The 14,188-nt window shown below is 59.7% G+C and carries 2 protein-coding genes; both read left to right on the top strand.

Features of this window, described 5'->3' with window-relative positions; genetic code table 11:
- The first annotated feature begins 26 nt into the window (after nucleotides 1–26).
- On the top strand, nucleotides 27–7,082 hold the full coding sequence (locus ACOYXI_RS22535) for a TcdA/TcdB pore-forming domain-containing protein (protein ID WP_461675319.1): 7,056 nt from the start codon (nucleotides 27–29) through the stop codon (nucleotides 7,080–7,082).
- 109 nt (nucleotides 7,083–7,191) lie between these two features.
- Nucleotides 7,192–14,151, top strand: coding sequence for a TcdA/TcdB pore-forming domain-containing protein (locus ACOYXI_RS22540; RefSeq protein WP_461675577.1), 6,960 nt, complete (start codon nucleotides 7,192–7,194; stop codon nucleotides 14,149–14,151).
- Nucleotides 14,152–14,188 lie beyond the last annotated feature (37 nt).

A 14,188-nucleotide genomic window follows, 5' to 3' on the forward strand; every position in this document is an offset into this window, starting at 1 on the left:
TTGGTCAGGGCAAAGGAGCAACTTTCATGCAGGACCGAAGAACTCAAGACGCCAGCGGGTTTGTCAAATTCATCAAACTGTTCAAGCAGGCGGATCTGGAACAGGCCATGTCGGCGTACAGGGGCAGTGAATCCTATCAGTCAGTGTGGCGTTATTATTTTGCCTGTATCGGCTTGCTCGATTCTCCACGCCTGATCGAGCCTTTGGCACTGCTCAAGCAGTCGATCGGACAGTTGATCGGTTCGCCACATAAATACTCGCAATCCGATAGCCAGCCTGCACAGTTGTCGCGCATCTATAACAGCATCCAGGCTTTCGAGACTCGTGTGCAAAACAGCCTGGCGTACGCGAAGAGCACCCCGACTGCGGTGCCGAAGAATCTGCACTTTGTCTGGCTCGGTGGAGGACTGGGCGCGATACAGCGTGACTATCTCAACCTCTGGAAACAGGTGCTGAACGGGCAAGGTTACAGCCTCCATCTCTGGTACGACAGCGACGCATTGTTGGCATGGCAAACCAACAGGCTGATCGTCGAGGCGGCCAAGGCTGACGCCCTGCAACAAGATGGCAGCGACAGTATTTCCAAAGACCAGTTGGGCACGCTGTACGAAGAACGGGCCATCGTCCTTAAACAACAGATGTCCATGCATATCGATGCCGCCCTGGCGCGGGGACTTTCAGCTGATGAAGCACGCGTCGATCTGTTGGCCCGCGCCTATGGGCAGGACGCCGCGCAACTGGAGGCGCTGATCGAGCAAAACCGCCGCAGTCTGCTGGACCTCGCAGGAGACGACCTGCAGTTGCGCGACTTGAACGCCCTTGATACTCCGCTGCAATTACAGGATATCTACGAGCGTGAAATCCGGTTGCGCGGCAATCTGGCCGCTGCTTCCGATGTGGTGCGCGCCGAGGTCCTTTACGAAGAGGGCGGCGGATATGCCGATGTCGATAATCTGCCGCCACTGGTCAAGACTCTGGGAGGTGTTGACATCAGCGGGTTTGATCCCCGGTCACGCGTTGGCGTTCTGCAACTGCTGCTCGATCACAATCGGCACTGGATGCCTGCACGCGAGGCGCTGCGCCACCAGTACACTGATTATCTGGCAAGCATTCCCGAGCAACACCGCGCCGCGCTTGAGACGTTTGCCCGACAAAAACCGGCGCTGAATGAAGTGTTCCAGGCGCCGGCCGAGCTGCTCGTCCGCCCACAGGACTTGCGGGCAGTTGCTGTGCAGAGCTCGCTGAGCAATTCCTTCCTGATGGCCCATGCCCGATCGCCGATGCTCAAAAGCGTGATCGACCGGTTTCGCTTCAATTATGACTTCATCGACCTGACGGCTCGACTGGCGGCCAAGCGCGGTGTTGCGCTGAGCGATTTTTACGGCATGTCGACGCTTGCGCGCGAGGTATTCGAGCAAAACTGCGGCTCTATTGCCGCTCTGTCCTCGATCGAGCATGCAACGGTGAACGAACTGATTCTGGCGGTCGCCGGATATTTCGAAGACGGTATCCGCCCGCAGAGCGAATGGACAATTTTTCTGACTGGCCCGGCCGCGATGCGCGCTGGCATGCGCGATTACGAACAGCACAATTTCGTCCCGCGCGAAGATGAAACAGTGCGCGTCGAGACTGCCATCGAGCCGCTCTGGATGATCAACGACAAGACCGAGGAGGAGCAGGATCACTCGTGGAAAGACAACGCCAGCGATGATGAACAATGGGTTGTCGACGAACAGCAGCGTTGGCGGCAAGGACAGTTCAGTGTCCGCTACAGCGGTGATGTTGCTGCCCTGCTCAAACAGCAGACTGTGGTGTTCGAAGAGGGTTGGCCGCTCATCGAGGGACGCCCGGTGTTATTGACGGGGGTCTTGCAAGGGATGATCGACCGACTCGGTGCACCGTTTGTGGCGGCGATGAGGCAAGGTCATAACGGTCCGCTGGTTTTTCCCGAAGGGCCGGGTCTGGGGTTCGACGATCGTCAGGCCATCAAGGCCCAACCCGCCACTCTGCAAGCTCCGGCGTCGCTCAGTGATGCGCGGATTCAGGGGCTGGCGCTGGATGAGTTGCTAAGCGGCATTGCCGAGGGTTCGCTGCAGTTCTTCCAGATTAGTCCCTTGCAAAGGGTACTGTTGGGACAGATGCTCGGCGTACGCTCACTGGATAACTCAAGCTTCACGCAACTTGCCCCCGAGCTCGACAACCTCGCCAACAGCGTTGCCGAGGTAGGAGCATCGGTGCGTTATGCGGCCATTGAACGCCATCTGTATCAGCATCGGGCGCCGCAATTCATGGCCGGTCTCGCCAGCCATGTCGACCAGCCGATGGTCTCGTCGGACAGCGCGCTAACGTTGAAACGAGCTGCGCTGTCGCAGGCGCACACGCTGTTTCAATGGGGCCGTCATGTTGCCCATATCCAGACCATCGCCACCCGCGAACATCGTGAGCAGGTGATCCTGCGGCTGGGTCAGGTACTGGGGCAAATCGAGGCCAGTGACGTCAAACTGGTGCCGCAGGATCTGTTGCTCCAGGGGCCAGGGGATCCCGGTGGCCGCTGTTACCCGCTGGCGCTGATCATGAGCGCTGCTCTGGAGCACGGCGTGGCGGCGTCGCGACGCTTGCGCGAGCGATTCTTCCTGGCCACCGTCGAGCCGCAGCAGCGCGATTCAATTGTATTTCTGGAGGCGCTCGAGGAGTTGCGCGGCGTGCAGTTGCACGATATCGGCAAGCCGCTGGGGCGGGTCGATCTGCAGCAGCTCGGCACCACGCTGGAGGCGTTCGCCAGCTCGCGCACGCTGATGCTCAACTCGGATAACCACGCCATGCTGGTGGCGAAAATCTTCAATGGTGGGCACGCCACCTATCACTTCTATGATCCCAATTTCGGCGTGTTCGAGTTCAGCCAGCCTGACCGGTTTCAGTTGGCACTGACCGATCTTTTTCAGAAACAGGGCATGGCGAAATACTATGCGGCCTATGGCGACGACGCGCGCCCGACCTTTGATCTGATCGAGCTGCAGGGGCAAAAGATAGCGGCGCTGGATCTGTCCGGCGGTTTGCGCGTCGGGCAATTGCTGGAATCCGACAATATGCTGCCGGAGCATACACAGCGACCGATCCGTCGGCGCCTGAACAGTGCTCGCGGCCATTCGCTGGTCAGTAATCCGCACCTGGGGCGCAGCCTGCGCGATCTGGACAGTCATTGGTGGGGACAGCAGATTGCCCAGGCGACTGACGCTCTACAGCACTTGCATGCTGCGGCAAAACCGCTGGTGCCGTTGTTCGAAACCCTGGAGATGACGCCTGCCGGCGAGTACCGGATCAACCTGGTCGATCCCACGCAGGCCGAGCATGTGGTGCAGGTGGTGAGCACCGATCATCGTCTGCTGCGCATCAGAAATTATCTGTCGGAGCAGTTTTCGGCACTGGGCACCCGAGCCTCGCCACAGATGGCAGAGGCGGGTGCCGTACACACGCTCAATACCGGCTTCACCATCCAGGCACTGATGAACGTCCTGCGTGGACGAGAGGGGGATGACCGCACCTTGACCACCGCCGTGCGCTTGCACGCTTACGTCAATTACGCGCAGCTGGTGCACGGCAATGTCACGGATGTCGCTGGCCTGATCAGTCTGGTAAAAACCGCGCTCAATGAAGAGAAGATCATCGCCCGCACCTGTGCGCCGGTGGTTGGCGAGGCGCTGGGACATGTCGCCAACGAAGGCGTGGGCGCGGTGCTGGGGCTGGCCAATGTCGGTTTCGACATCTATCAATTGGCGACGGCAGACAACGAGATCGAGCGCGCGCAATTCGGCACCCAACTGGCCTTCGACTCCGCCAGTCTGGCGTTGACCGCCGGTGGTCTGGGGGCTGCCACGGCGGGCGCGGCAACAGCGGCCGCCGTGCTCGGTGGAGCCGGGGTGATCCTGGGCGGACTGGCCGTGGGTGTGGCGGCCCTGGCCCAGGGGTTTGCCAGGATCGCTGAGCAGGCGCAGGAGGTCGGGCTGTTCTTCGATGAGCTGGAGCGGGCCTGTCGGGGTGTCGGTTATCGGTATGACGACGGACTCGGGGCGTGGGTCGCTCACCCTTCGCTGGTCGTCCAGAGCCTGGACTTCAATCGCACGATGCTGGTGCTCGACAGTCCGAAGGTGTATCGGCTGCGCGACCATTTCGGGGTGCCGGATTTCAATCCGGATGATCAACAAGCGCTCGATCTGCGGCGTGAACTGGGACTTCCCGGCTACATCCACTTCGATCCGCCGAGCACGCAACTGGTCGTCCTGCCGTGCACGCCGACCACGTTCTACGGTTACGAATACAAGGCGCTGCCTTTCTCGACGCTGCGTCACGACACCGGCTTCGATACCGCCCGCAAGCTGGAGAAGAAGGATGCGGCTGGCCAGTGGCGGTTTCTGTTTTCGTTCTACTCCTTTCCCGTGCACTACATCATCAACCGTCTCGCACCGTCGTATCGGCCAACCGTGATCGAGGTGCGGCTGGATGCCCACGAGCGTGCGCTGGCGGTGCCAATGATGCCGCAGCTCTGGCACGACAAGGTGTCGTACCGCATCGAAGGTGCGGGCGGCGCCTGCTCACTGATCCTCAATCGCGGGGTCAATCTCCAGTTGCAGTCCCCCAGCCTGCAGCATTGCCGCTGGAATCTGGTAGCCGCCTGGGCCACTGAGAGGGATGTGCGGATCGACGTTGGCGGGGTTCTTTCGGTGGGTGGCGTGAAGGTGACGTTCGGCGGCAGAGGTCGGCATGAGGTCATGCTCCAACTGACCGGGCGGCAATCGTTCAAGGTTAACCGCAGCGACGGGCGACTGGACATTATCGAGCAGAGCGCGCCAGCCGGGGAGAATGAGCAGTCGCTGCTCACGCATTACCAGACACTGGCCCGGGAGCATCGGCTGGTGCTGCCTTACACGCCAGTTCATCACTTTCCGATCCCTTTCGAGCCCGAGAGCCAGCCGCGTCACACCACGGCCTGGTACGACGCTGCCGAGGATCGTTTTCTGTACATCCGCAGTGAAGAGGTACTGGCGGCCGATGAAATGCTGCTGGCGGCGGTGGTCGACGATTCTGCGTTTTTCTATGAGGTGCGCAACTACGACATCTGGCAGGTCGATGCCGTCAGCGGTTTGCTCAAGTGCCGCTACCGTCTGCTTGTCATGGAGGGGCAGTGCAGCATTCGGCGTATTGAAGTCGATGCGCAGGGCGTGATTCATATCGAACAGCAATGGCTGGGTACCGATCGGCAAGTCACGCAATTCAACTACCTGATCCATGAGGGCCAACTGCAACTGGTGGCAGTTACCCGGGAGATTGACCGTGAGCTGGGCCAGAGAGTGTTCGCCAACCCGACCTTGACGGATTGGTCGGTAGTGCTTGGTCACTATTTCACGTTATCGCCGGTGCCCGAACGCGCAGGCGTCAGTACCGTCGACTGGCAACCGGCCGCCTACGTGTCGGTCTGCTGGGCGTTCGATCCGGGCAAACGTGACCTGGTCTGGATTCGCAGCCGTGACCTGTTGTGCATTCATCCGTTTGCCTTCGGGCATGACCGCGGCTGGGTCGATTCGATCAAACAGCTTGGTGATCTGCTGCTTCTGCCGGTCAACGATGAGCACGAGCTGTTTTTCATCTACGACCGGCTGGCGCAAAAGCTGTGCAAGGTGCAACGCAGCGCGTCCGCTGGCAGCGAGCGCTGGCCGACACAATGGACGCATCAATGGCTGCAGCCCGACGGGTTGAATGACGTGGTATCGGTGCAGGACGGGTATCTGGCCCTGACCGACGACGGTCTGTTCTTCAACCTGACCGCAGAGGGTGAAGTGCATCTGGGTGGCTTGAGTGAGCGCTGGCTCAGGGGGCGCGCACAGTGGTGGCACGCACTCGAAACGCTGGCGGCGAAGTACCCGGTCAACAGTTTCGCCATTCTGGGTCTGCGCAACGCCGCCGGTGATCGCAGCCTGTGTGCCTGGTATGTGGATAACCGCTTGCTGCTGTGCGATCCGGGGCACGAACGGGAAATGCGCCTGCTCGGGGTCACACCGGACAACCAGGCGGTCTGGCTGTTCGATGTCGCCAGCGGTGAAATCTGCAGTCAGCGGTTCTTCGACAGCCGGCAACTCGAGCCAGCATTCGGCAGCGGCGCCCAGTTACTGGCGAGCGACTTGCTGCCGGCACCGCAGGCCGAGTGGGATGACTGGCGGTTCAGCGCCGTGCGCAATGACGGCTCCGGTCTGTACGGGACATCGGTCAACGGCGTGTCACTCAAGCTGCGATATCAGGAAGCTGAAAGGATCATCGGCGTCGATCATCACTGGGCCAGCGAGCACGCGGAACATTTGCCGGAGTCTCTGCAGGCATTGCTGGAGACCGCCGAGCATGGGCCCTACATCGCCGTGGAGTCTGGCGCGGGCAACCTGCAATGGTACGACGTGGCGAATGCACAACTGATTCGTGTAGCAGGCCAGGATCTGCCAGACGATTGCGAATTGCTCGGCACCCGCCATCGGCATGTGCTGTTGCACGAACTTCAGGCACACCGCGTACACGTCTACCCCGGTCAGCAGAGCATCGGCCCGTTCGAATACATGCGGCGTGACGCCGAGGTGTTGGTGGTCGAGGGCCAGAACAAGGTTGAAGACCTGTTGCCACTGATCGCTGATGACGTGAGCTGTCTGGTGTTGCGCCTGGGGCAGGGCGGTGTCACGTATCACCTGTCGAGGGCCTGCTGGTTGCGGCTGGACTCGGTGATTGTCGATTGCCGTCACCCGCTGGGCGAGGTTCCAGCGATTCCCGGCAAGCTGGTCTGGGCGCTGGACGCACCGCAAACACTGCAACTGTCGTTTGTCGACGAGCACTTGCTGATTGTCGACCCGGATCGCCAGCACAGCCTGATCCTGCGGGATGTGTGCTCGGCGGATCCGGCGATGCGCGGTGACGTCTTCCTCGGGTTCGAGGGCGGGCGTTCCTATCCGGTATCGAGCCTGGTGCAGAGGCTGCGGGAAATCGTCGAAGTCGATGATGGCGACGGCAGTACAACGCTGGCGCAGTTGCTGGGAGCGGTGCCGGCCTGACGAAAGTCTTCGTTGGGTTTTTTGAAGTTTGTTTTCTCTCTGTGTCGCGACGGTTCATGTCGTCGCGATGGGTTCGTTTGGCCAAAAAAAGGAAATTGCATTGAGCACTATGGATGAAGTCACGATGGGCAGAGTGTTCGCCGATCTTATTGCGCGCACAGAACTTGAGTCCGTCAGCGGTAGCCTGGGGGAGGCTCCTTTGCGCTACTACGACGGAGCTACGGCGGCTACCAGTCTTGCAGAACAATTGATAGCGATCAGATTGCTCAAGGACGCGATTGAATCACCACAGCTGGACGCCGCGGATGCTCAGGTCAATAAACTGCGCCTGAAACTGGGCGACTACGACCGCCGCTTGAGTGCGACTGTGAAGATGCTCTCCGCTGGCAAACCGATACCGCGCATCATGCATTTTGTCTGGGTCGGTGGCAGTGAGGTCGGGCCGAATCAGCGCGATTACATGAACATCTGGCGCAAGGTACTGGCGTCGCAGGGATATGCATTCAATCTCTGGTATGACAGTGATGCGCTGCTGGCCTTTGAAATGAATCGGGTGATTCTCGACAGTGCCCGTGCGGACACGATGAAGGTATTAAAGGACGAAAAGGTAACCCCGACGGGACTGTCGAGAATGATCGAAGACCGCGCACGGGTACTCAAACAGCAGATGTTCGACTACCTGAATCATCCACGCTGGGCCGGACGCGCAGACGAGGCGCGGATCGACCTGATGGTGCGGGGTTATGGCAAGGAACGTGCGACGCTCGAAGCCTTCCGCCAGAAATGTCTGGATTCGCATCAGGCCATGGTGGGTGAGGACTTGCGCCTGCGCGATGTTCGCCAGGAGTTTGCCAGCCACTTTCTGGCGGACGTCTACCAGCGCGAAGTCGCCATGCGCGGCAACTTTGCTGCAGCCAGTGACGTGGTGCGACTGCAGGCCGAGTTTCTCGAGGGCGGGCGTTACAGCGACATGGATTATTTGCCGCCGCTGATCGAGAGACCGGGCGGCGTGGACATCAGTGGTTTCAGCACAGACGCGAAGATCGGTGTCCTGCAGTTATTGCTCAACCATGACGATACCTTGATGCCGGGGCGCGATCGGCAACGTTATGTCGACAGAACCGGGCATATTCCCGCCGAGCATCTCGAGGCACTGAGCGCATTTGCCCGGAGCAGGCCGGGTGTGGAGCAGATTTTCGCTTCGCCGCAGCCGACGTCTTTATCCCAGGATGCCATCGGGCGCGGCGCGGCCTGGGGCAATCCGTCGTCGAAGGAAATGAATGCCTATGTTCTGGCTCATCCTGGCAGCAAGATGGTCAATGCGAGCATGCACTTCATCCGGGTGGCTTATGACTGCCTGTATGAGGTTGAGCGCCGCATGATACTCGCAGGCGTGACGCCAGCAGATGTGTCGTCAGTCGATGATATTGCAATCAAGGTCGTCTCTGAAGCACAGGCTGATGGGCGCTTGCCCAATACATCGCGTGAATATTCATCAGAGAAGCTCATACGCGCCATAGCTCAGTATTATCAGGACGGGATTCGTTTCGACGCCTTGGGCACCATCTACATGACCGGTCCGGGCGCACTTGAAGGCGGTGTAATCGGCTATGTCGAAAGAGAACTGCAGAGTGAACAGCTGAACAACATTCGCCATCATATGAAGCAGGTCGACGGCTTCAACGTCTTTACCGAAGAAGAAATGATCTCCGGCTGGGCAGTCAAGGATACCCCCGAAGACTGGCTGGCAAAAGAACATGAGAAGTGGAACTCGGGCAAGCTCAAGTCGCGCTACGCCGGCAATCTGTCCGATTTGCTCAAAGAGCGGACCCTCACGTTCAAACTGGGCTGGCCGGTCATAGAAGGAAAATCAGTGTTGCTGACTTCGGTCCTGCAGCAACTGCTGGATGATCTGGGTGAGCCGTTTGTACGGGCCATGAATGACCGCTTGACCGGTGATGTGACGTTCAACGTCCCCATCCGCCTCGATTTTGATGCTCGACAGCAGGTGCTGAACCAGACAGTCGACAAAGCTCCAACGTCCATGGGGGCCGAGTCACTGGGTAACCTCAACGAGGCCTTGGCGCGCATCGCTGCAGGCAAGTTGCCGCTGGAGCAGTTGAGTCCGTTGCACCGGGTGATGTTCGGCGGCCTGTTCGGGGCCGCAACACTGGATCAGGTCGGGTTCGCAGACGCATGGGCAACCACGGTCGCCTTTGCCGAAGATACGCGAGACCGTGGCCTGATAGCGCGCTACGAAGTGATCGAACAGACACTGCTCAGTCGCGATCCTGCACCGGTCGAGGCACGAGTCAATGCATCGGAGCGTGAATCGCTCGGGCAGAACTCCAGAGTGTTGAAGGCGCAGGCATTTGCCGAACCGATCAGCGTACGGCAATGGCGCGAGTACGTGAGTCGGGTCGAAGTCGCCGCCATGAATGAGCGCCGGGCGTCGATCCTCTCTCGGGGCAAGGCGGTACGTGAGACCTTCGTCCAGGCAGGCGCCTACGCAGGCAGGCAATTGCCACAGGATTTGCTGCTGCGCGGTGCGGGGGATCCGGGCCGACGCTGCTATCCACTGGCGCTGGTGATGGCCGCCGCACTGGAGAAAGGCGCTTCGGCCGAGCGCGCGCTGATCGGCAAACTGGCGATTGCCAATCTCACTCCCGACGCACCGCAAGCCCATGCCCTGCTCAAGGTGCTGGACGAGTTGCGTGGGGTACCCATGGCGCGATTTGGCGAGAAGAGACCGGCGGCGAACCTGGCCACTGTGATGCAGACGCTGGAAGCAAAAACCGCTGCCGGCAGCCTGTTGCTCAACACCGACAATCATTCGATGCTGGTGAGCAAGGTTGTAGCGCAAGGCGAGACTTCCTATCGCTTCTACGATCCCAACTTCGGGCTGTATGCGTTCGCCCGGATCGAGGATCTGCAACAAGGCGTCCAGCGCTTCATGCAGGAGGAAGTGATTGCCCGGCTTTATGGTCTGGAACAGGGGGCTGCCAGCGTTTTCGAGGTCATCGAACTCGACGGCGCAAGCATTGCCGGTAAATCGTTGCCTTCGGAAATTAGCGTTGCGCATTTGCTCAGCAGTGATCCGCTGGGTGGCGGGCGTGCCGTCGAACCCTGGAGTCAGCATGCCGCCTTGCGCGCGCGTTCCCTGTCAGAGAACGCGCGTCTGGGACAGGCGCTGAGCAGTGTGGACAGCCACAAGTGGGCGCGGACGATCGAAAGCGCGACCCTGCGGTTACAGGACCAGCATCAACTATCTCGTGACTTCGTTCCGGTGTTCGACTCCCTGAAGAGCACTGCGCAAGGGCGCAGCGAAATCACCATGGTCAGTGCCAGTGATCCGCAGCGCACACGCACAGTGCAGACCGATGACACGCGCCTGCAAGGGATCAAGTCTTACCTGAGCGATACGTTTGAAGCGTTGTCCGGCAGACGCGCGGGGGCGCCAGTGATCGATCCGACGGATGTCGGTGCGGTTCACACGCTCAATGCCGGATTTGCCATTCAAGCCCTGCTGCTCGGCTTGCAGAGCGCGGAGTCCGGGATGGGGTCGACCGCGTTGACGTCGGCAGTACGTATCCACGGTTACCTGGCCTACGCGCAGATGGCTCACGGGCTGGTGGTCGACGCAGTACAACTGCTGAATCTGGTGCGTCATGCCTTTACCGACGGACTGCGGGTGGCCAAAACCACCTCGTCGATTGTCAGTAATGCACTGGGCAACGTCTTGAACGAGGGTGTCGGCACCGTTTTGCAGCTGGCCAGCATCGGCTTTGACATTTATCTGTTGGTCAATGCACAAAACGATATCCAGCGTGCGGTCTATGCCACGCAGTTGGCCTTCGATTCAGCTGGGCTGGTGCTGGGTGTTGGCGCTTTGGGCGCCGGTGTTGCCGGTGCGGGCACGGCGGCGGCCTTCCTCGGCGGCGCCGGGGTGATTCTGGGCGGGCTGGCGGTGGGCATCGGCGCCCTGGTCGAGGGGTTCAGCGCCAGGGCAGAACGTGGAAGACGGATCGGCCGGTATCTGAATGATGTGCATTCGGCCTATCGACCGCAAAGCCATTCGGTGCAAGGCGATACCTACATTGCCAATCCTTGTGCGGTCTATACCGGGCTTGATTTGCGCAAAGGGCTCATTACCTTCGGCGGCCACAAAATTTTCGCCGCGGAAGATTACTCCTTTCTGCATAAGCCGAGGATCGTCGGGGATCGCAGCAAGGCATTCAGCATTCGAGAGGCCCTCGACCTTCGCGACTCGATTTCCTTCGATACGGCGCCGGGCGTTGAAAGCGTCGTGCTGCCGAGTGTGCCGGAGTGCTTCCTGGGCTTCGTCCATGAAGGTCTGCCTTTTGCGACAACGCTCACAGAAAACATGGAAACGGCTTTGGCACTGGAAAAATACAAGCTGGCAGGCAAGCGGCAATTCTGGTTCAGCTTTTACCAGGCACCGACCGAGTACATCATGGAAAAAATGGTGCCCAACTACGAGGAAACCCGCGTCAGTGTTGCGATTGGCCCTGATCAGCGTTTTCTGCACGTCCCCCCATTGCCGCAGGAGGTGCACGGTTACCTTTGCTATGACATCGATGCCACTGGCGGGCACTGCTCGATCACCCTGACCGAGGGCGTCAAGTCGTTGCGGCTGCAGGTTTCCTCCGATGATCCAATGACGTGGTCATTGCGTGCCCCATGGGTGAGTGCGGCGGCGGTGAAGCTGGAACAGGATACTTTTCAGTTGGGCTCGATGCGGGTGCAGGTGCCCGCCAGGAGTGTCGTGTACCTGCAACTTGCGGAGGGCTTCTATCAGGTTGGCTGGGCAACGGGAGCGCTGCTCTTTGCTGAACTCGACGCGCTCAACGATGCCGACGGCCCGGCCACACGCAAGCATTTGCGCGAACTCGCCCGCGCTCATCGTCTGGCCGATGGCCCGACGGTCATCCGCAACTATCACGATGCCCTGACTGGTGTTCGTACCACGGCCTGGTACGACCACACCGAAGATGCCATGCACTTGGTGCGCGGACTGGACCCACAGTATGCGGCGCAGATCTGCATCGGCCCGAAGATCGGCGAGGAGATGTTTTATTACTGCCCGGCGCAGGGAATCATCTGGCGTACGGATCTGGTCACCGGGCAGATCAAACGCACTTACCGGGTGATGAAAATACATTTATCAAAAAACCCCTGCATTGTTTCGATTCAGGCGACGCCAGAGGGTTTGCTGCAGGTGGTCCAGCGCTTTGAAGACATGTGGAAAAGCTTCTACAAGCTGACTTACCTGCTCGGCGAAGACTACCTCGCCCTTACTGCGATCTCCGATATGAATTCAGACCATCCGTGGATCATTCGCGAAGGGCGCGACAATGTTTCGGATTTCCTCCGACGGCACGACTACCCATACCATGAGGTACTTGATGACCAGAGAGTGGAATTCACACTGGGCGCAATGATTACGATCGACACCTTCGACGAGAATTTGCGTAAAGCCACCCGAGCCTGGGTGCGCAGTGAAGATGAGCGCGTCATTCGGCCTGTGCTGCGCAATACGGAAGGTACACCTGACTTTCTCGATTGGGTGCTGCTTGATCCGCTTCAATCAAGCGGCGATACAGTGTTGTTTCATCATCTTGGCCATCGCCTTGTTTATCGACAGCACATCGGCGCAGCGGATCAGATGCCCGAGATGTTTGCACAAAGTGTCTTGCACCTTGAGGTGCAGCATGTGCACCGCCAGGGCGGACAATACGTCATCCTCACTGACGAAGGCATGCTGTTCCAGATGAATGACGACGGCCAGACGCGGCTGGTGGGACTCAATCACGCATGGCTGTCGGCCCGCCAGCAGCGCACTGGGCAAGGGTTCAAGTGGTGGGAAACGGTCGGGACCAGCATTCAGAACGAGTCCGCCGATGGCGTGGAAGTCGGGGGTATCCGCGACGCAACGGGCAAGACATCGCTGTATGTCATCTATCTGGATCAGCAATTTCTGATTGCCGACACGGCGGGCAAAGCCATGCGCGTGTTGAGGCTGACGCCAGATAAAAAAGCGGCGTGGATGATGGACTGGGCATCCGGACGAATCTATCGTCAGCCCTTCATGGCGCCTGAAAGCCTGGCGGCGGCATTCGGTTCGGGGACGCGTCTGCTGCAGGCGCACTTGCTGGCCCCGATGCAGCGAGTCATGCCGCGGGACACTTTTGCCTGGGCCGTGCCCCATGGAGCCGGCCTGCACGTCCGCCGGCATGACCACGTGCTGTTCGACCTGGCCGATGGCGAGCCACCGCGTATCGTCGGTGTGGAAGTCGAATTCTTCAATGGCCTGGCGTCTCGTCAGGCGCGGGAGCAAAAGCTGGCGCGACTGCTTGCCGGTCAGCGTAGCGGTCCTTACCTCTTTGCGGGCAGGAGCGATAATCTTTGCAGCTGGTATGACGTCGCAGCCGGCCGTCTGCTCAGTGTCTCGGTGTCAGGACGTGAATGGCCACAATATCTGGGCGTGGCGAACGATCAGACCCTGGTGCTGCATGACCCTGTAACGGGCCGACTGTTCAGCAATGCCAGTGAAGGCATTGAACCCATCGATATATGGATGACTGTGGAAGCGGTCAGCCGGATTGCAGATACGCTGGTTATCGACGGTATTGGCTCATCGGGCAGGATTGTAGCGATTCCGGATGGCGTCGATACACTGGTACTCAAGTTTGCGAAATCTGCAGATTACCTTTCACTGGCCCGACAGACTTGGGATCGGCTTGATTGCCTGATTGTCGACGCCGAGGAAGCAGGCATTCATCTGGCGTTGACACTGGAGCCGATGCAGCGATGGCTGGTCTCGAGGTCCGACGGCCATTTGCTGCTGACGGATCCCGATTCGGGAAGCAGCATCATTTTGCGCAATGCCACGAGCCTTGATGCGGCACGGCAACAGCAGGTGACATTCGGGATTGCGTTACCTGACGAAATCTCGGTGACCGTTAGCCTGGAGGAGCTGATGAGTGCGATGGCCACGGAACCCCTGCTGGAACTCGGCGCGCTGATCGGGCTGTCCATCGACCAGTAAGCCATTGCGAGCTGGCAGATCAGACCGGGCTGCGGAG

The sequence above is a fragment of the Pseudomonas sp. G3-19 genome (genome assembly GCF_054855875.1).

Coding starts and splice junctions, on each gene's coding strand:
- ACOYXI_RS22540 (WP_461675577.1), top strand. CDS start 7,192: ATGGATGAAGTCACGATGGGCAGAGTGTTCGCCGATCTTATTGCGCGC.
- ACOYXI_RS22535 (WP_461675319.1), top strand. CDS start 27: ATGCAGGACCGAAGAACTCAAGACGCCAGCGGGTTTGTCAAATTCATC.